At 42.8% G+C, this 21,748-nt stretch carries 13 protein-coding genes; all 13 read left to right on the top strand.

The window, feature by feature from the left end; translation table 11 throughout:
• The first annotated feature begins 1 nt into the window (after nt 1).
• The gene (locus Ga0466249_RS21630; RefSeq protein WP_215831574.1) at nt 2-8,890 is read left to right on the top strand and encodes a non-ribosomal peptide synthetase; all 8,889 of its coding nucleotides are present in this window, start codon (nt 2-4) and stop codon (nt 8,888-8,890) included.
• 56 nt (nt 8,891-8,946) lie between these two features.
• Nucleotides 8,947-10,092 carry a DUF362 domain-containing protein gene (locus tag Ga0466249_RS21625; protein ID WP_215831573.1) on the top strand — a complete coding sequence of 382 codons (1,146 nt, stop codon included), beginning with the start codon at nt 8,947-8,949 and terminating at the stop codon, nt 10,090-10,092.
• A 40-nt stretch (nt 10,093-10,132) separates the two neighbouring features.
• Nucleotides 10,133-10,390: a hypothetical protein gene (locus Ga0466249_RS21620; RefSeq protein WP_215831572.1), complete on the top strand. Its 258-nt coding sequence runs from the start codon at nt 10,133-10,135 to the stop codon at nt 10,388-10,390.
• Nucleotides 10,363-10,503, top strand: coding sequence for a hypothetical protein (locus Ga0466249_RS21615; RefSeq protein WP_215831571.1), 141 nt, complete (start codon nt 10,363-10,365; stop codon nt 10,501-10,503). The genes Ga0466249_RS21620 and Ga0466249_RS21615 overlap by 28 nt, the downstream gene beginning before the upstream one ends.
• Nucleotides 10,500-10,640: a hypothetical protein gene (locus Ga0466249_RS21610; protein ID WP_215831570.1), complete on the top strand. Its 141-nt coding sequence runs from the start codon at nt 10,500-10,502 to the stop codon at nt 10,638-10,640. The genes Ga0466249_RS21615 and Ga0466249_RS21610 overlap by 4 nt, the downstream gene beginning before the upstream one ends.
• 227 nt (nt 10,641-10,867) lie before the next feature.
• Nucleotides 10,868-11,623 (top strand): ABC transporter ATP-binding protein, encoded by a 756-nt coding sequence (locus Ga0466249_RS21605; protein WP_215831569.1) that lies wholly within the window; start codon nt 10,868-10,870, stop codon nt 11,621-11,623.
• On the top strand, nt 11,620-14,052 hold the full coding sequence (locus tag Ga0466249_RS21600) for an FtsX-like permease family protein (RefSeq protein WP_215831568.1): 2,433 nt from the start codon (nt 11,620-11,622) through the stop codon (nt 14,050-14,052). The genes Ga0466249_RS21605 and Ga0466249_RS21600 overlap by 4 nt, the downstream gene beginning before the upstream one ends.
• Before the next feature lie 25 nt (nt 14,053-14,077).
• Nucleotides 14,078-14,977 (top strand): HlyD family secretion protein, encoded by a 900-nt coding sequence (locus Ga0466249_RS21595; RefSeq protein ID WP_215831567.1) that lies wholly within the window; start codon nt 14,078-14,080, stop codon nt 14,975-14,977.
• Between the two features lie 22 nt (nt 14,978-14,999).
• Nucleotides 15,000-16,328 (top strand): TolC family protein, encoded by a 1,329-nt coding sequence (locus Ga0466249_RS21590; protein ID WP_215831566.1) that lies wholly within the window; start codon nt 15,000-15,002, stop codon nt 16,326-16,328.
• A gap of 150 nt (nt 16,329-16,478) precedes the next feature.
• On the top strand, nt 16,479-17,807 hold the full coding sequence (locus Ga0466249_RS21585) for an FAD-binding oxidoreductase (protein ID WP_215831565.1): 1,329 nt from the start codon (nt 16,479-16,481) through the stop codon (nt 17,805-17,807).
• 315 nt (nt 17,808-18,122) lie between these two features.
• Nucleotides 18,123-19,592 carry a protein adenylyltransferase SelO gene (locus tag Ga0466249_RS21580; protein WP_215831564.1) on the top strand — a complete coding sequence of 490 codons (1,470 nt, stop codon included), beginning with the start codon at nt 18,123-18,125 and terminating at the stop codon, nt 19,590-19,592.
• A 269-nt stretch (nt 19,593-19,861) separates the two neighbouring features.
• On the top strand, nt 19,862-20,974 hold the full coding sequence (locus tag Ga0466249_RS21575; protein WP_215831563.1) for a M48 family metallopeptidase: 1,113 nt from the start codon (nt 19,862-19,864) through the stop codon (nt 20,972-20,974).
• A 277-nt stretch (nt 20,975-21,251) separates the two neighbouring features.
• The coding region (locus Ga0466249_RS21570; RefSeq protein ID WP_215831562.1) for a PTS transporter subunit EIIC at nt 21,252-21,748 on the top strand (497 nt) is incomplete at its 3' end.

Genomic DNA, 21,748 nt, shown 5'->3' with positions numbered 1-21,748 from the left:
TATGCATAAAACAGGGGTTGTGCATGCTGAATATCCATTAACTTCTTATCAAAAGGATATTTGGCTGGAGCAGTGTTTGTATTCGGGAAAACCTATTTATAATTTAGGCGGGTATATAGCTATTCAGGGTATCATCGATCCGGAGATTTTTGGTGAAGCCATTCATACATTAATAAAGAATAATGATTCCTTGCGAATAAGAATAATTGAAAAAGCAAGTGAACCTTATCTGAAAATATTGTCAGAAGTGAAGTACGATGTTCCGTTTTATGATTTTTCGAGCAGAGAAGAACCTGATACAGCCTGTCTTAATTGGCTCAAACAGGAATTTTTGAAACCATTTGAATTTGATGGTAATTTATTTCAGTTTGCTTTACTTAAGTCTGATGATCAAACGTATTTTTGGCTTTTAAAATTTCATCATATCATTATCGATGGATTTGGCGTTTCCATGCTGTATAAACAAGTTATTGAAAAATATAATCAAATAGCTACCGGGAGTAAAGAGCCAGATAAAACCATTTATTCATATACAGAATTTATTGAAGAAAATAACAGATATCTTTCTTCTCCAGCGTTTTTAAAGGATAAAGAATTTTGGCAAGAGAAATATCAAGCCATTCCGGAGCCGCTTTTCAACCGGAATATGGATGATCATGGCAATTCGGTGGTAAGTGACAGGATTACTTTTAGTATAAAAAGGAGCTTGTATGATCAAGTGGTCGCATTTAGCCAAGCCAATGGCTGTACGGCCTTTCATTTTATTTTGGCGGTATTGTCTATTTATTTTGGCAGAGTATGTAGTCGGGATGAATTGGTTATCGGCGTTCCTATTTCGAATCGTGGTAAAGCAAAAAACAAGCAAATTATGGGGCTTTTTGCAAATGTGATTCCCTTACGCGTTCAGTTGGAAGAAAAGCTAAGTTTTAGGGAACTGATGCTTGCAATTAAAGGAAATCTTATGGAAGATTATAGACATCAGAAGTTTCCATTCGGAGAAATATACCGGACAGTTTTTAATCAGGCGAAGGATAAAGGTAACCTTTTTGACATTTCTCTTTCTTATGTTAATCGTGAATTTAGTGAAAACTTTATTACTGCCAGTAATTATGATATTGTAAGCATGGCTCATCAGCATGAACGAAATGCGTTAACTATATTTGTAAGAGAGTATAACAGTGAGCGGGATATAGATATTGATTTTGATTATCAACTTAGTGCATTTGAAAAATTTATTCCGATTGATCATGTTGCGATGCATTTTAACTATTTGCTGGGTGAAATGCTTAAGAGCAGTGAGAAAAGCATTTCTGAAATCGAAATAATACCTGAAGAAGAAAAGCATAAGCTTTTGTGTGATTTTAATGATACCAAGGCAGCGTATTGCCGAGAGCAAACCATTCAGACAGTATTTGAGGAACAAGCGGCAAAAATGCCGGAAAAATTAGCGGTAGTAGCTGACAGTAAGCAGCTGACTTACGGGGAGTTGAACGCCAAGGCAAATCAATTGGCCAGAGTATTAATAAGAAACGGAGTAAAGCCTGACGGTATTGTAGGTATCATGGCCAATCGGTCAATTGCGATGGTTATTAGTATTTTAGGAGTACTTAAGGCAGGTGGCGCTTATTTGCCGATCGACCCAACCTATCCACCGGACAGGATTCAATATATGTTGGAGGATAGTTCTACCGGCATTTTGCTGACTCAAGGCCAGTTGAAAGATAGCTATGCTTATCAAGGGAAAGTACTTGATATGGAAGATATTAGTTTATATAGAGGCGATGCGGGCAATCTAGGTAGGATAAATACGTCGGAAAATTTGGCGTATATTATCTATACTTCGGGTTCAACAGGAAAACCAAAGGGTGTTATGATTGAGCACCGGGGAATTATCAATCTGACTACCTTTTTTAGCGAGAATTATCAGTTAGGTGGACAGGATAAGATGCTGCAATTTGCTAGCAGTTCCTTTGACGCTTCCGTTTGGGAAATGTTTACCAGCTTGTTGATTGGAGCAACATTGTTCATTGTAAAGCGTGAAACGATTAATAATCTTGTTGATTTTGAAAATTATATCAATAACAACGGAATAACTGTAACTCTCTTGCCACCTACCTACTTGAATGGTATAAAGCCGGAAAGGGTACCTAAATTAAAACAATTATTTACAGGTGGATCTGCCATAACAAAAGGGCTGGTTGATAAATGGAAGGACCGGGTGGCCTATCGTAACGCTTATGGACCTACTGAGGCAACGGTTATTGCCACTACATGGGAATACAACGAACAGGAACTGGGCGACGGGCTGGTTCCGATAGGCGGTCCGATCAGTAATACGGAGATTTGGATTCTTGACGAGGGGAATCGGCTGCTGCCTATGGGGGCGGTAGGTGAGTTGTGTATAGGGGGAGACGGACTGGCGCGCGGTTATCTTAACCGACCGAAACTGACGGCGGAAAAATTTGTACCTCATCCTTATTGTAAGGGTGTACGGATGTACAAGACCGGGGATCTTGCAAGATGGAAGCCTGATGGTAATATCGAATACATTGGCCGGAGCGATTCCCAGGTAAAGATCAGGGGATTCAGAATTGAACTGGGAGAAATAGAAACGCGGCTAGTAAAGCATCAATCGGTTAAGGATGCGGTTGTAATTGAAAAGAAGGATTCACAGGGTGATACATATTTGGTTGCATATTTTGTTTCAGATGATAAATTGACGGTAGATGAACTTAGAGAATATTTGGTAAAAGAACTGCCGGATTATATGGTTCCGGCCTACATAATACGACTGGATCGTATGCCATTGACGCTTAATGGTAAAATTGACAAACGGGTGCTGCCTGAGCCGGACCGTAGCATCGATTCGGATGTGGAATATATAGCGCCAAAAAACGAAACGGAAGCCGTATTGGTTCATGTATGGCAAAATGTATTACAGACGGAGAGGATCGGAGTAAAGGATAACTTTTTTCATTTGGGCGGAGACTCGATCAAAGCGATACAGGTATTGTCACAATTGAATGATTATGGACTAAAACTGGAAATGAAAGATTTGTTTAAACATCCCGTGATCGAAGAGGTAAGCAGCTTAGTCAAAAAAGTTGCAAATATAGTGGAGCAAGGTATTGTTGAAGGAAATGCAAATTTGACGCCTGTGCAGCATTGGTTGTTTGAGCAACGGTTTGGCGAAAAACATCATTTTAACCAGTCGGTTTTGATTTATGGTTCCCAAGGTTTTGCTGAAGGTATTCTGCGAAAGGTATTTACCAAACTTGTTGAGCATCATGACGCGCTCAGAATGGTAGTAAGCAGGGAAGGCGACGGAATTGTTCTCTATAACAGGGGAATGGAAGGACAACTGTATTCTTTGGAAACTGTTGACTTATTAAACCAAGATAACTTCCTGGCAGCTATCGAAGCCGAGGCGGATAGACTTCAGAAAAGCATCGATCTTGATAACGGGCCATTGGTTAAGGCTTGCCGCTTTCAGACTAGAGCGGGAGATTACCTCCTGCTGGTGATTCATCATCTGGTTGTTGACGGAGTATCCTGGAGAATTATACTTCAGGATCTTTTTAATGGATATATGCAGGCGTCCAAAGACGAGGAAATTAAATTTCCGGCTAAGACAGATTCATTTTCCGATTGGTCGGCGCAGTTATCTGCATATGCCAACAGGCGAGAACTGTTAAGTGAGATTGATTACTGGGTTGGTCTGGAAGCAGTGAATATAAATCCGTTGCCTAAAGATCGGCCAATTACCGAAAGAAAGTATCAGGACATTGAGCAAGTTCGTGTGGAATTAACGGGAGAGGATACGGCAAGATTACTTAAAGATGTGAATCGAGCCTATAATACCGAGGTTAACGATATTTTGCTTGCAGCATTAGGATTCGCGATTGGGGAATGGACCGGTCAGGAAAATGTATTAATTAATCTTGAAGGGCACGGCAGGGAGGAAATCATTCAAAACGTAGATGTATCCAGGACAGTCGGCTGGTTTACCGCTCAATATCCGGTGGTACTGAATTGGGGAGAAAAACGGGATCTTGCCAACCGGATAAAAGCTGTAAAAGAAAATCTTCGGCAGATTCCTAACAAGGGAATCGGTTATGGAATTTTAAAATATCTGACGTTACCGGAAAATAAAGATTCACTGCGGTTTAATTTAAAGCCGGAAATAAGCTTTAATTATCTGGGACAATTCGATATTGTGACAGATCGGGATCTATTTTCTATTGCGGATGTTTCCCTGGGCCAGGGGATGTCGCCCAATATGGAATGTCCGTATGCTGTTGATATAAACGGCATGGTTAATCAGGGAAGATTGATGCTTACCTTTGCATATCATAACGGTGAATATGAACGTGAGACCATTGCAAAATTTGCCGCACGATTTCAGGAAAAGTTGACTCAAATTATTCATCATTGCGCAAAAAGCGACGATACGGAACAGACGCCTAGTGATTTTACTTATAAGAAGCTCACAATGGATGAACTTCAAGCGGTCTTCAGCAATGTAAATACTAGAAACATAAAAGATTTGTACACGCTGAGTCCGATGCAGGAAGGTCTGCTGTATCATGCAATGCTGGATCATACATCGTCAGCGTATTTTGAACAAGTGATGTTGTCAATAGAAGGCAGACTGGATATCATTCAGTTGGAAAGAAGTTTCCAAATGCTTGTTGATCAGCATGATAGTTTCAGAACCCTGTTTGTCTATGAAAAAATAGTTCCTCCGGTTCAAGTGGTTATGAAGGAACAAAAGGCTTGTATACAGGTTGAGAACATTACTCACTTATCAGCAGAGGATCAAAAGGCATTTATCGCGGCATTTAAAGAGCAAGATAAAATGAAAAGATTTGATCTTTCGAAGGGGCAACTCATACGATTGAGTATTATTCAGACCGGGAATGATTGCTGTAAGTTAATATGGAGTTTTCACCACATCATTATGGACGGATGGTGTTTGGGGATTATACTTAGAGAATTTTTCCGGGGATACGCCGTTTTGCATAAGAATCAGCTGCCACAGCCTGCGGCAGTTTATCCGTACAGTGACTACATAAACTGGTTGGATACGCAGGACGATAATACTGCGGCAGCTTATTGGGAGGGATACTTGCAAGACTATGAGGAAACGGCTTTACTTCCTAAAAACGCTGGCGTGCCTGTACAGGGAAGCTATGAGGGTGCGGAATTCCTGTTTAGTCTGGAAGAGAATACAAGATACGATCTTGAAAATATGGCCAGGAAAAGCCATGTAACGTTGAGTACCTTGTTTCAGACAGTTTGGGGACTCTTACTTGCCCGATATAATAACATGAATGATGTGGTGTTCGGAACCGTTGTATCAGGCAGACCGCATGAAATTGCGGGCGTAGAAAACATGGTGGGATTATTTATTAATACGTTACCTGTAAGAATAAAGTTTGACGATAGCCAGGAACTTGTTTCATTGCTGCAGTCAGTGCAACAAGCTGCGATTGATGCGGAACAGTATGGTTATTGTCCTCTTGTCGAAATACAGGGGAGGACAGTTTTAAAAGATGATTTATTCAATCATATTGTGGCGTTTGAAAATTATCCGCTGGAAGAGGTAACAAAGGATGACACTGGCGTAATGATAACGGGGAGTGAAGTTTTTGAGCAAACAAATTATGATTTAAATGTTGTCATTATTCCCGGACGGGAATTGAGTATTAAATTTATATACAATGCTATGGTTTATGATAAATGGTTTATTGAGGGACTTGAAGGGCAGATCAGGGCCATGTTGGCAGACGTGCTTGATCATCCCGGAGTCTTGGTCAAAGACATAAGCATAATGACGGAAGCGGAAGAAAAGAAACTCCTGTATGCTTTTAATCATACAGAAGTAGAATACTCGAAAGATAAGACGATACCGGAATTGTTTGAAGAGCAGGTGATGAGAACGCCTGACAATATTGCGGTGGCTTTCTTGACACAGCGGCTTACTTATCATGCGATAAATGAAAAAGCTAACCAGCTGGCGCGGATGTTAAGAGGTAAAGGAGTGAAAGCTAACAGCATAGTGGGCATTATGGCGGAACGTTCACCGGAAATGATTCTTGGAATTATAGGAATATTAAAGGCCGGAGGAACTTATTTGCCGATTGATCCGGAGTATCCGGCGGATAGAATCAGTTATATGCTGCAGGATAGTAGAACCAGGATATTATTAACGCAGAAGCACTTGGTTCATAAGATTAGCTTTGCCGGGGAACTGATTGACTTGGATTGTCCGGATGTATACCAGGGGGATTCTGCGAACTTAACGCATGAAAATACGATGAGAGATATAGCCTATGTCATTTATACCTCAGGGTCAACAGGTACGCCAAAAGGAGTTCAAATTGAGCAGGCTAGCCTGATGAATCTGGCATCCTGGCACCGTCGGGTGTATAACATCGCATCGGAAGACAGAGCTACCGTTGTGGCTGGACAAGCTTTTGATGCTTCTGTATGGGAGATATGGCCCTACTTGCTTGCCGGTGCCGGTCTTTATATTCCGGATCACGAAACTAGAATGTCGCCGCTGAAATTGATTGAGTGGTTACAGCATTATCAGATTAGCGTATGCTTTATGCCGACACCGTTGGCAGAAGCGCTGCTTGTTGAAAAATGGCCCCCGGTTATTGCCCTGAGGGCTATGCTGACCGGCGGTGATAAATTGCATCGCAGACCAAGCCCCACGCTTTCGTTTAGGTTATTTAACCATTACGGTCCGACAGAAAGCACGGTTGTTACAACGTGGGGCGTTGTTAGTCCGGCTAACCATGACGCTGCGCTTCCTCCCATCGGCCGGCCGATGGATAATACGCAGGTCTATATTGTAGATAGAAACAATCATTTACAGCCCGTCGGTGCTTTAGGAGAGCTATGTATTTCCAGTGACGGTTTAGCCAGAGGGTATTTGAATAGGCCGGAATTGACGGCGGAGAAATTTGTAGAAAATCCATTTACACCTGGCAAACGGATGTATCGGACCGGTGACCTTGCCAGATGGCTTTCAGACGGAAATATTGAATTTGTAGGCCGGATGGATCAGCAGGTCAAAATTCGGGGATTTCGGATTGAACTGGGGGAGATAGAAAACCGGTTGTTACAGCATCCGTTTGTTAAGGAAGCGGTGGTTATTGTCAGACAGGATCATGCGAACGACAAATATTTAGCGGCCTATGTAGTCGCAGAAACAGAAGTGACAACGGACGAGCTGAGAGAATATATGCTCATGGAACTGCCTGAATATATGGTACCAGTGTATTTTACCCAACTTAATAAATTGCCTGTGACTTCTAACGGCAAGATCGACAGGCGAGCATTGCCTCAGCCTGATGAATGGAGAGTGTCGGAAGAAAAGTATACCGCTCCAAGAAATAAGGCTGATGAAAGGATACAAGATGTCTGGCAAGAAATACTTGGACTGGATAGAATCGGAATTGACGATAATTTTTTTGTCTTAGGGGGAAATTCGTTAAAAGCTATACAGGTTGTAGCTAAACTTGCTCTGGATTTTGAAATCGGAATAAATGATCTTTTTCAAAGTCAGACGATCAGAAAATTGTCAGATACGATCAAGTATTCAAAAGACAGACTAAAAGAAATGCTAGAAGGGATGGGCGAAATAGCGGCTACACGCGAAAAATGCAGTGGCTTTGACGGTGAATTACGATGTGCTTTACGTGATTACAGGCTTAAAAATAAGGTTTATCAGCAAATGGATCTTTTTCAAACTTTGCAGGGGAAGAATATTCTGCTTGTTGGCGGAACGGGATATCTTGGCATACATATTTTATACCAGTTATTAAAACATACGGATTACAGGGTTTTTGTGATGGTAAGAGGTGAAAATGATAATGTGGCAAGGGACCGGTTATGGGGTAAGTTGGATTTTTATTTTCATCTCAAACAAAGTCAATGTGATTGCTTTCAAACAAGGTTGTGTGTATTTCACGGTGATATATCAAAAGAGTATTTTAGTTTAACTCCGGAAAAATATCTGGAACTAGCTGATAAAATTGACTATATTATAAATTCTGCAGCTAATGTAAAACATTATGGCCATTACTCGGAATTTTCTGATGTTAATGTAACAGGAAATCAAAAACTTGTTGAATTTGCCAGTATCGGTATTCCCAAGGCCTACAATTTTATATCTACAACGAGTATTGGCAGTGGATTTATAGATGGAAAAGATAAGGTGGTGTTCACAGAATATGATTGTGATTTGGGACAAAATTCGGATAATTATTATGTAGCAACAAAGTTGGAAGCGGAAAAGTTCTTGTTCAAATCGCGCCGCGAGGGATTAGATGTAAATATTTTCAGGGTGGGAAATCTTGTGTTTAATTCTTCATCAGGTGTTTTTCAAGAGAATATAACCAATAATGCTTTCTATGCGCTTGTAAAATCGCTAATAAAACTGGGTTGTTTTCCGGAAATAAAAGATAACATCCTGAATTTTTCTTTTATCGATTATGTTGCTAAGGCAATTGTATTACTATTTGATAAGAAAAACTTGCAAGGTGAAACTTACCATATTTTCAATCCACGCCAAATCAGCATCATTTCATTTGCTGAACTTTTAAAACAAACCGGGATTCAGGCTGATACCGTTGCGTTAAATAAGTTCGTGACATATTTATATGCTCGGTACGAGGATGAAGAAATTCAAAACTACATTACTAGAATTCTTGTTCATTCTAATGTGTTTTTTGAAGGGGCGAGTAAAACCGCTTTTATTGTACGGAATCAAAAAACCGAACGTATTTTGCAGGCGCTAGATTTTAACTGGCCTAAACTAGACAGTTTAAAAGTAAAATTGATGCTGGAACACTGCCGGAAAGTCGGCTTTATTTAATTAATAAACGGGAAAAAAGTAGAAATATGTCAGAATTCTTTGTGAGTGGAGGCTAAATGGAAACAGTCAGCATTACAAAATGTGAGAGCTACCGGTATGAAGAAGTAAAAAAAGCAGTTTATGATTGTTTGGATCAGCTTAAGGAAATCAAGAGCATAGTAAAAACGGGATCAAGAGTTTTGGTTAAAGTCAATTTGTTAAAGAAAAATGTGCCTGCTGATGCAGTTACCACCCATCCGGTGGTCGTAGAGGCAATTGTCAGGTATCTTCAGGATCTAGGATGCAATGTGATTATCGGAGATAGTCCGGGCGGCCCGTTTGTTGTAAAAAGATTGACCAGTATTTATAGAGCAGCGGGGATGTTTGATGTTGCTAATAGAACGGGCTGCGAATTGAATTATGATACGTCCAGTGTACGTGTTTATCATAAACAGGCGCAAAAATTGAAGCACTTTGAGATCATTAATATTGCTACGAAGGTTGACTTCATTGTGTCAGCAGCAAAATTAAAAACTCATGGCATGATGGTTTATACTGGGGCGGTAAAAAATTTGTTCGGTGTCATACCCGGACTGAAAAAAGCTGAGTATCATTTAAAAATGAATAATACGGAAAACTTTGCCAACCATTTAATTGACATATGTGAGTATATCAAACCTATATTTACGGTCATTGACGCAATAGAAGGGATGGAGGGCGATGGACCTTCGGCGGGGGAAAAAAGGCATGTTGGGCTTATTCTGGCAGCTGAAAATCCCTATGCACTGGACACTGCAGCCGTTAATATTGTGGGAATACATCCACTTCAAGTTCCTACAATGAAGGCAGCCAGAGAAAGAGGGCTTTTCAGCGGTGAGCTTAAGGATGTGTCGGTTCAGGGAGTTCAGCTTAATGATCTGCAGATACCTCCGTTTAAACTACCAAGGTCGCTAGACAAGAGTCTATTCAGTGGTATTGTTCCCTCATTCTTAGAGTCTTTTTTAGTAAAACGCTTACGGGCCAAACCGGCGTTTAATTATACTGCCTGCATTTCTTGCGGTGAGTGTGCAAGAGGTTGTCCGGCCCAAATTATCGATATGAGTTCGGGAAAGCCAATACCGGATTTGGATAAATGTATTAACTGTTTTTGCTGTCATGAGCTATGTCCTAAAAAGGCGGTTGATATAAAAAAGCATTGGCTGTACAGGCTGTTATTCAAATAAGGAATTTACGGATATAACAGGTGAAAGGGGGTATACAGGGATGACGGGTATAGTATCACCGTTCAAAAATAATTTTGGATTTTCAATGAAAACGACGGCTGATTATGATGAAAAGATGCTTTACCCGGAAGAATTGGAGCTTCTCAGTCCTAAAGCTGTACAAAAACGCCGGTGTGAATTTTGTATTGGTAGGTCGGCAGCTCATAGCGCATTAAGCCAAATGGGCATCAATAAATGTTCTGTGTTTAAGGGAGCTAATGGCGAACCGATATGGCTGTGGGGATTGTGGGGGCCATAAGCCACTCTGATGAAATAGCGCTTGCTGCGGTAGCACGCAAAGAAAATGCCGCAGGGCTTGGTTTGGATATTGAGATGATGGAAAAGAGCACAGCCAGGAGAGACTGCTTATGATATTTTCAGCGAAAGAGAGCATCTTTAAAGCTTTTTTTCCACTGCTGAATGTATGGATTAATTGCTTGGAGTTTGAACTTATTTGGCGGGAGGCTGCCGGACAATTTACCGGAAGCTTGTTAACAAGTTTCCGGTAAGATTATGACAAAGGATATACCTTTACAGTTGGATGTAGGAAGTTCGTTCATTATGTCTATACGTTTATGACTTTGCCGCCTGTCTGATACAAAGTAATTTCATAGAGTGAAATCTGAACAAGAGAAGTAAGCCTCGCACTAAATTTGCGAAGGGCTTACTTCTTTTTCCAGTTATATTATAAAAATTAGTGGCTTAAAGTGCCTGGAAATTTGAGGGGGCGTATTAAATGATTGGGAAATTACTGCCTTGGCTGGCGGCTGCGGATGTACCCGGGCCTGACTCAAATGCGGCTGCGGTGGAACTTACGGATGTGCGAAAGGTTTATTTGACGGGTGCCGGTGAGTTTGTGGCTTTGAAAGGAATCAATCTTTGGGTAGACAGTGGTGAATTTGTGGCAGTGGTCGGTAAGTCTGGCAACGGGAAATCGACTTTAATCAATATGATTACAGGCATAGACCGGCCTACTTCAGGGGAAGTGCGGGTAGCCGGAACAGCGGTGCATACGCTGACGGAGGACCAGATCGCCGTCTGGAGGGGGCGTATGGTAGGTGTCGTGTTTCAGTTTTTTCAACTGCTGCCGACTTTGACAGTGTTGGAAAATGTCATGCTGCCTATGGATTTTTGTAATGTCTATGACCGGGCGGAACGGCCGGAGCGGGCTATGAATTTGTTAAATTTAGTGGGCGTTGGAAGTCAGGCAAATAAGGTGCCGACGAATCTGTCCGGAGGCCAGCAACAACGGGTGGCTATTGCGCGCTCTTTGGCCAACGATCCACCGCTTTTAGTAGCGGACGAACCGACAGGTAATCTTGATCCTCGAACTGCCGAAGCAGTCATTGAGTTGTTCAGAGAACTGACTCAGGGTGGTAAGACCATTCTTATGGTTACCCATGACGAGGATTTAGCGCAATGCGGCAGCCGGATTGTCACGGTCTCTGAAGGACGGATTGTATCAGATGGGCATGGGGATGGGGCGCTATGAATCGTTATGGTTATTTATCGCCGCGTTGGTGTAAGGTATGGTCAGATCTCTATGGTAATAAGATACGTACGCTTTTAGTAGTGCTTTCTATTTCCGTTGGAGTGTTTGCAGTGGGAATGGTTTATAGTTCCTATTTAATGTTTCAGCGAGATATGGTTGCCAGTTTTATGGTGTCATCCCCAGCTAACGCAAGTCTGCTTGCCGATCCGTTTAATGAGGAACTGGTGGAAAGCATTCGCAGGTTAAAGAATATTAAAGCCGTGGAGGGACGACGCAATGTCAATCTGCGAATCAGAACTGGCGATAGTCAGTGGCAGCAGATGATGTTGGTGGCCATCCCAGACTATATAAAGCAGAAAGTAAATGTGGTACGTCATTTATCCGGGGCATGGCCTCCGGGGGACGGCGAGGTACTTTTGGAACGATCATCGGTAGTTGCCCTGGGAGTGAAGCAAGGCGATCGGCTGATAGTAGAAACGTCTACCGGGCATCAAGGAACCGTAAAAGTGGCCGGAGTTGTATATGACCCCAATCAAACGCCTAGCCCGTTTAGCGGTAATTATTATGGTTATATCAATATGGATACGTTAGAAAAGTTGGACGAGTCACGTCAATTGAACCAAGTAAATCTAGTGGTTGAACCCAGGGTGCTGCAGGGGAATGATACAACAGCAATTAAGGCTGCAGGTCGGCAGGCCTGGAGAAAATTGGAACAGGGCAATACGCTGGTGTCGTGGATGCAGGTCAATACACCTGGGGAACATCAAATGCAAGGGACAATTAATGCCCTATTGCTGCTGCTGGCAGTGCTTGGTGTACTGGCATTGTTCTTGGGATCATTTTTATTGGTAAATACCGTATCGGCCATTTTAGCTCAACAGATACGTCAGGTGGGAATTATGAAATCTATTGGGGCGAGTAGGACTCAGATATTACGTATGTATCTGAGTCTGGTAGGAGCCTATGGTATTTTAGCACTGATCGTGGCAGCTCCTCTGGGGGCCTTGGCTGCCAAGGCGGTAACCGGTTTTATTTCCGAAATGTTCAATTTTGATTCGGGAGGATTGGCGTTACCGCCCAGAGTCGTAATTTTGGAAACGGCAGTTGCTGTTTTGGTGCCTCTCATGGCAGCTTTAGTTCCGATATGGCGTGGAGCAGGTATCACGGTTCGGGAAGCACTAAATGATTACGGTATCGGTGGTATTCAGACTCCGGGATGGGTGGACAGGCTGGTTGATTCCGGTTTGGAACGGCTCAAAAGATTACCACGACCGGTATTGTTGTCACTTCGTAACACTTTTAGGCGTAAGGGACGTCTGGTGCTTACGCTGCTAACGTTGACTGTAGCTGGGACAGTATTTATGGCGGTGTTTTCCGTCCGGGCGTCTTTGTATTCAACTTTGGATCAAGCATTGGATTATTTTCATTATGATGTTATGGTGGAATTTGATCATACGGTTAGAGCCAGTAGAATGGAACAGGCAGTATTGGAAGTGCCTGGAGTGAAAGCGGTGGAATGCTGGGGGCGAATGTCCGGCCAAATATTGGCAGACGAAAGGAAAGAGTCGGAGACAGAAGCCAGTAATAATGTGTTTATTCTTGCACCCCCGGTAGAAACGCAGATGATTTATCCTCAAATAATTGAGGGACGGTGGTTATTGCCTGATGATGAGAATGCTGCGGTGGTGAATACCGAGGTGCTTAAAGACAGCCCTCAGTTAAAAGTGGGCGAATCAGCTGTGATAATGGTGGGAAAACGCAAACTGAAATTCAGGGTAGTTGGTATTGTTCAGGGTCTTCTGGCCGGACCGATCGTATACACTCCTTATGAGTGGTTTTCCCGAGCCGTGCAAGAAGCCGGACAGGCCCGCTCAGTACAGGTTGTGGCAGATTCTTCAGATACCGTGGTACAAAGTAGTTTGGGGAGAAATTTAGCAGAATATCTGAAAAAAAGCAATTTGCGAGTTAAAAATGTGACAATAACCTGGGAGCAGAAACAACGGATTCGTTCCCAATTTGATATTATTACCACTTTTTTACTTATGATGGCAATCTTGCTGGCAGTTGTGGGGGCTTTAGGCTTGGCTGGTACGATGGGCATTAACGTATTAGAGAGGACCCGGGAAATCGGAGTGATGCGGGCTGTGGGTGCTTCTAGTTGGGATATTGGCAAAGTATTTGTGGTAGAAGCCCTCTGTATCGGATTATTGAGTTGGATGGCTGGAATGATTTTGGCCGTACCTGTGGCGGCAATGTTAAGTTATCAGGTGGGGATGTTGTTTTTGAAAAATCCCCTGATGTTTTCATTTAGTTTACTGGGAGTGGGTATTTGGCTGGGGCTGGCTATTTTGTTGTCAGTCGTTGCGAGTTTGCTGCCAGCCTGGAATGCAGCTCGGCTGAGTGTGCGGGATGTACTAAACTATGAATAAATATTGAGCGGGGAGAGGCACGAATATGGCATTTGCAAAACGATATGGGCTGTTGATTTTGATAGTGATCGCTGTACTTGCGGCAGGTCTCGGATGGTTGTTACGCAGTCATCCAAATGAGAATAAGGATATATCGCCGGTGAAGGCGGATGACCGGATATTGGCTGAAGGGATTGTATGTCCGGTGCATTATGCCGAATTAGCTATGCCTGTGGATGGAACGATTGGCGAAATATTAGTTAAAGAAGGGGATAAGGTGACAGCCGGACAACCAGTTATTCGGTTAGTACGGGAGGATTATCAAAGCCGTGTGGGAAGTGCTCATGCGAATGCAACCGGAGCGGCGGCAGTTGTAGAACAGTCTAAGGTGAATATGGCGGAGGCTGAGCGTGAACTGCAGCGTCAGGAGCGGCTGGAAAGAGCCGGGGCGGCAACCCGGCAAAAAGTCGAACAGGCTCAGACCGATGTAGTGCGAAAGCAATCGGCTTTGGTGCAGGCACAGGCTGAGTTGACGGCTGGGGAAAAGAAGGTGTCTGAATCTCAGGACGCGCTGGATAAGACAGAGCTAAGGTCTCCGATAAGCGGTACGGTGGTTTTTTTGGAAGTGGAAGCTGGCGAACATGCCGAGATCGGAAAAGTATTGGTACGGATTGCTGATGAGTCAGAATGGGAAGTGAAGACGGACGATTTGACCGAATTGTCTGTCGCTAACGTCAAGAAGGGGAATCCGGTAGACTTGACATTTGACGGAATACCTGGTTTGGATATTGCCGGAAAAGTAAAGTTTGTTCGCTCTTATGGGGAGAAGAAACGGGGCGATATGACCTATACTGTGTTTATTGCTCCGGAAACGTGGGATGAACGGCTGCGCTGGAATATGACGGCGCAAATCGCTATTACGCCGCTGAACGAGGTTGACAAATAGTTACTTTTAAGGAGAGTATAGCATGATAAAACCAAATGGCTGGTTAAAATTTCTGATTACAGCTCTTAGCTGCATCACGTTGTTGGTAAATAGTAAAGAGGTATTTGCGGCGCCGATAGAACTATCTCTGAATGACAGTATTAACCTGGCGCTGAAAAATAATTCCAACATAAAAATGGCAGAAGTTGACAAAGAAAATTTTGTCTTGGTTGCTGCAGAGGCTAAAGCAAAATTTGGTCCCAGTTTAACATACACACATAGCGATATTCGGACGGGGATTCCCGCTTTTACTTTGGAAAAGTATTTTGCAGGTACTGCATATGCCGATGCTGCGTTTGGTGGTACCTATACTTTTTTTGGCGATACCCTGAGTGTCAGCATACCGCTTTATACGGGAGGGGAGTTAGAAGGACGGCGTGACCAGGCAGATAACAATCTTAATATTGCTGATCTTGAAGTGAAGAAAATCAAGCAACAATTAAGATTTGATACTTTAACCGCTTATTTCAATGTTTTAAAGGCTGGCGCACTGTTACAGGTCAATCAGGAAACGTTGGATAATCTTACTTCACATCTGGATAGCGTTCAAATACAGTTTGATGCAGGAACCGTAAGTCAATCGGATGTACTTAGTTCGGAGGTGGAAGTGGCAAATGCACGGCAAGAATGGATAGAAGCCAAGAACGACTACGATTTAGCGCTTGTCAGTCTTAAAGACGTTACTGGATTGTCGCCTAGCAGTGAAATTCGTGTGAAAGATGAGTTAGATTATCAGAAATATCCATTTTCCCTGGAAGAATGCTTGAAGTACGCTCAAGATGACCGTCCGGATATCAGTCAAATGCAAATGAAGGTTGAATTTTGTAGGACCGGGGTAAAAGTTGCTAAAAGTGATAGATTGCCGCGAATCAATTTTATTGGCAGTAATAATTGGAATGATGACAAATTTCCCGGTCTGAAGCAAGATTACTGGATGGTTGGTTTAACTGCATCAATTAATGTATTCGATTCCGGCCTTACTAAGGCCAGGATCAAAGAAGCGGAAAATTCAGTTGATAAAGTTCTGGAACAAGTAAGGCAAACCAAGACGGCGGCGGGTGTGGAAGTGAGCCGGGCTTATCTGAGTCTGAAAGCAGCTGAAGCGCGGATAGAAACAAGTAAAGTTGCGGTAGCCAAAGCTCAAGAAGCCTTTAGAATTAACGAGATTCAGTATAGAGAAGGGGTAAATACCAATTTGGCTGTTATCGACTCACAATTGGCGGTAGCCAAAGCCAAAAATAATTATCATCAGGCATTGTACGATTATAATTGTAGTAAGGCCAAGTTGGATAAATCCATTGGGATCGACTGATTGCGGACTAATTCCGCAGCTTTCATCATGCTCTTATGTGCTATGTTAGTTCCACCTGTTGCGGATGCCGGATTACTTCCTAATCTGTAACAATGAGCATTTAATTAACATAATATAATCCGAGAAAAGTAAATTTAGCAGGTGATGAAATTGAAGTACAATGGGCTAACAGGAAGGGTCGTGACACCGGGGGATCCCGAATATGAGCAAGCCAGGCAAGAATATAACGAGGCGATAGACTCATATCCTGCTGCTATCGTATATTGCTTTAACCCCTGTGATGTAGCCAACGCGATCATTTGGTCGAGAGAACAGGGAATCAAATTGCGGATTCGGTCCGGAGGTCATAACTACGAAGGTTACTCGACAGGAACGAATAAATTGGTTATAGACACTACTTGCATGAGTGACATAAAAGTGGATATTCCTGATGGCACTGTCGAAGTCCAGGCGGGAACAAGATTATTGTCTCTATACGAAAGGCTTTACCAATATGGATATACTTTTCCCGGAGGAACTTGCCCGACAGTAGCCATATCCGGACTGGTTTTGGGAGGCGGCATAGGATTATCCACCCGTTATCTGGGGCTGACGGCGGATAGCCTTGTAGAGGCTGTAATGGTCGATGCCAGTGGAAATAAGTTAAAGGCTAATCACGATTGCAATCCAGAATTGTTTTGGGCGCTAAGGGGTGCGGGCGGCGGCAATTTCGGCGTCGTGACCGGATATAAATTTCGGTTGTCGAAAAAAGTAAACAAAATAACCTTGATTCAACTGCGCTGGGATAATAATACGTCGGCAAGAATCCAATTTCTGCGGGTCTGGCAGGAGTGGCTGCCTCATTTGGACCGACGGATGAGTGCATTTGGCGGAATATATAAGTTGGGAGCCTGGGTGAATGCATTTTTTTACGGGCGTCCGGAGGAGGCCAGACAAATCTTGGCACCTCTATTGAATATATCTGGAATAACCCTTGATAATATCCAGTATGTCCCTTTTATCGATGCCGTAAAAATAATTGGGGCAGGTTATCCAAAACGAGAAGCTTTTCAGACAGCGGGAAGATTTGTGCATAGGCATTTTTTGCAGAGCGAATTGGAGAAACTTATCGATATTATAGATAAAGCGCCGTCTGACAGAAATTCGTCCATTCGGGTATACTCCCTAGGGGGAACTGTCAGGGATACGGATATAAACGCGACAGCTTTCTTTTATAGGCAGGCCGACTATATAATGGCAATCACGTCCTCGTGGGAAAGCAAAGACGAAGCGTCGGCACATAAGGAATGGGTAAAGAAGGGTTTTGACTATATATATACTATTACGCGGGGGTCGTATGTAAACTTTCCCTATAACCGAACGCCGAATTATGAGCAGGCTTATTCCGGGGAGTATGTACCAATACTACGGTGTGTCAAGAAAAAATATGATCCCCATAATATATTCAGTTTTCCGCAAAGCATAAAAATTCCGTTATAAGAATGCCAGAGCAAACGGAAAGAAACCGCTTCGACCCTTGCGTAATGCGGAGGTTGAAGCGGCTTTTTTAATTATGCCATGGAAGGAAAAGAAAAAATGGCACTCCCTATGAAAAATGCTTAGCTCTGTGTTGAAGAAGGTCGGCGGAAATAAGCTTGGTAATTTGACGTGGCTAGCATTTCCACGTTAGTTTTGTACTATACTGGAGAAAATAAATTTAAACGAAAATATCCGGATTTTTCAGCATGTATAATCTTATGAATTAGTATCTGTAGGGTGTTTGAAATTAGCTGGCACAAGGGAGATACGATGACGATGGGAAAAGCAATAATCGAAACAGGATGGAACTTAGACAACAGCTATGCTCGTTTGCCAAAATCACTTTTTACCAGTCTTAACCCAACTCCTGTATGTTCACCAAAGTTAATCATACTCAATTATTTGTTGGCAACATCGCTAGGGTTAAACGTGCGGGATTTACAAAGCAAGGAGGGGGTAGAGGTGCTTGCTGGCAACCGGATTCCCGAAGGTGCTTTACCTCTTGCTCAAGCTTACGCGGGGCATCAATTCGGGCATTTTACGATGTTAGGGGACGGCCGGGCTCTGCTGCTTGGCGAGCAGATTACTCCCCTAGGTGAGCGGGTTGATTTTCAGCTAAAGGGTTCGGGTAAAACACCATACTCGCGCGGAGGTGATGGTCGAGCGGCGCTTGGACCAATGCTGCGTGAATACATCATCAGCGAAGCTATGCATGCGCTAGGTATTGCGACTACCCGCAGTCTAGCGGTGGTTACAACCGGTGAGTCAGTAATCCGTGAAACCGATCAGCCTGGTGCAATCCTGACCCGAGTGGCTGATAGTCATTTGCGCGTCGGAACTTTTCAATACGTTTCAGAATGGGGTACCGTTGATGAGCTCCGGGTCCTGGCGGATTATACATTGCAACGACATTTTCCAGACATTGATGCTGTTGAGAGTCGCTATCTTTCTTTACTTCAGGAAGTGATCAAGCGTCAGGCAATGCTGATTGCTAAATGGCAACTAGTTGGCTTTATTCACGGGGTGATGAACACCGACAACATGGCCATTAGTGGAGAAACCATTGATTATGGTCCTTGTGCCTTTATGGATGCCTATGATCCAGCAACGGTATTCAGTTCCATTGATATTCAAGGTCGGTATGCTTATGGTAATCAGCCACATATTGCCGAGTGGAATCTCGCGCGATTTGCTGAAACTCTATTGCCGCTGCTGCATGTAAATCAGGCACAGGCTATCGAATTGGCCCAGAATGCGATTTCTGATTTTGCTGAGTTGTACCGCTGTAATTGGCTCGCCGGAATGAGAGCAAAACTGGGAATATTTAGCGAGGAGATACAAGATGAATCACTTATTGAAGACCTTCTTAGTATGATGAAAAAGTATCGTGCGGATTACACCAATACTTTTCGTGCATTAACTTTTGATATGCCAGAGGACACAGTCTTGTTTGGAACCCCAGAATTTGCTAAGTGGTATGAGTTGTGGAAGGTAAGATTAGACAGGCAGAAGGAATTGAAAGTATCCTCGCAACAGTTGATGCGGAACAGCAATCCTGCGCTAATTCCACGGAACCATCAGGTAGAGAACGCACTAGAAAGCGCAGTGAAACAAGGAGACTACAGCGTGATGGAGCGGCTACTTGTTGTTCTTTCAAGCCCCTATGAACACTCGCCTGAACAGGCTGATTACTCCATACTGCCTGCGCCATCATCTCGCCCTTACCGAACGTTTTGCGGTACCTGATCCTTAATAGACATTGGTCAAAATTGTTGGCTAATGTCTATTTTAATGAGCTTAAGGGCTTATTTAAAATAATTATTTCGAAAATTGGAATCTTAAAAAGGGCAATAGTCCTATAAACATATTGCAAAGAAAACACGATATATCAGAATGGATACACTTAATTATTGAGTGTATCCATTCTGATTGCCGAATTTGAAAAAAATTCTATACATTGTTGCTGCAATGGGAATCGGAATCTGGAAGTAAAAAATAAATGAGGTGTTTTTTAATTGAATCTAAGAACTTTTTTTCGTAAGTCAGTACTTGGAGCAGGTGCCTTGATCTTTTGCATTTCGTTAGGTGTAGGCCTGCTACAACCAACAAAGACAGAAGCCTTGAGTCTCGGCGGACTCGGCGGCACAATAGCAAGTACTGCCGCACAACAAGAGAAGGTAAAGAAATCTCTGGACTACTATGAGAATGATGGTAGAAATGAACTTTTTGCGGAGCTTAAAAAATCAGACGGTGTAATTGATGACTCCGATCTAAATGAAGAGCTTGGACGTATTATGACAAGACTGACAAGCGCCATTGCTAAAACAGATCCTTCCATAATGAATAAGCCATACAATTATTTCATTAATCCACAAACAGCATTCAATGCTTATTGCAGTCTGGGACATAATGTTTCCGTCAATGTTGGTGTATTTTCCTTTTTTGATAATGACGAAGGCAAGATAGCAGCAGTTGTTGCGCATGAATTGGTTCACGGACAAAAAGGCCATCCTATTAATGGTGCCAAGAAAAAATTGACCGTAGATTTTATACAGAAGATTGCAGGCTCGCAAATGAGTGGAGGCGGCCAATTGGCTGTTGATATAGTTGCTACTAATGCTAAGGCTGTTGGCGTAACCAAACCAAATGAATGGGAAGCAGATAATGTTGCCTTTTCTTATATTACAGAGGCTGGTTATAATCCAGGCACTCCGGCCGCAGTATGGCAGCGTGTAATCGACAATATGGGCAAGGGTGGGTCTAAAGGCCTTTTTGACGATCTTTTAAATCCGTCGACTCATCCAGGCGAAAAAGAAAGACGAGACAACTATGCTAAAAAACTGACTGAGTATAGCAACAATAAAGTGAGTGTTAATCCTGCGACGGGAGATATCAAGGTAAATAATAAGCCTTTTATGAAACCAGCCGCTTTTTCTAATATGAGTGCCCTAGAACGCAGCTATCTAATTGCCGGTCATCTGGCTGCTGTTTACCATAGTAAAGAATCTCTCGCCCAAGCAACTAATGATAATGGTGTAGTACGAATTGGCGATGTAGCAATCGTACAAACCTGTTCTGCTGATACAGATGCAGATGAACTTGTAAAAATTTTAAATGAAATACAATAACAAGGGTAATAAGGACACCCGCTGTCAATGAATTGGCAGCGGGTGTCCTTATTTTTTACCATTACTCTCAAATGTTTTATTTATCTGGCTGGGGAGCGAGTGCTTTGACGCCTTGGATATTTAATTTTGTCACTAATCATTATGGACTTATGAATATATCTTTGAATTGAAGCTCCATCCTAAAGGACTTATAATGACATTACCGGAATAGAAAGAATATTTCTGCAGAAATAACTTGGTGATTTGCGATGAGAAGAATGAGGGAGGGTGACAATTAATGTCAACTGTTCAACTGAATACTCAGACAGGTAATCCGAGTACAAGCCAGAAAAAAATTCAGAATTTTGGGAGACTTCTAAGTGGAATGGTAATGCCCAATATTGGAGCCATTATCGCATGGGGCTTGATCACCGCACTTTTTATCCCCACAGGTTGGCTGCCCAATGAATATTTAAGCAAACTGGTTGGACCCATGATTATTTATTTGCTTCCCCTGCTAATCGGATATACGGGCGGGAGAATGGTAGGAGACAGCCGAGGCGGGGTTCTCGGGGCCATTGCAACAATCGGTGTAATAGTTGGCGTAGATATCCCGATGTTTCTTGGGGCTATGATTATGGGCCCGCTTGGTGGATATGTAATAAAAAAGTTTGATGAAGCGATTGAAGGAAAGCTGCCGGCTGGGTTTGAGATGTTGATTAACAACTTTTCGGCAGGTATATTGGGTGCATTGTTGGCATTATTGGCTTATACAGGAATCGGCCCGGTGGTTTT

Origin of the sequence: Pelorhabdus rhamnosifermentans (genome assembly GCF_018835585.1) — a bacterium.
Lineage (GTDB): Bacteria > Bacillota > Negativicutes > UMGS1260 > UMGS1260 > Pelorhabdus > Pelorhabdus rhamnosifermentans.
Note: the sequence above shows the minus strand (reverse complement) of the source record. Positions and strands in the feature narration are given on the sequence as shown.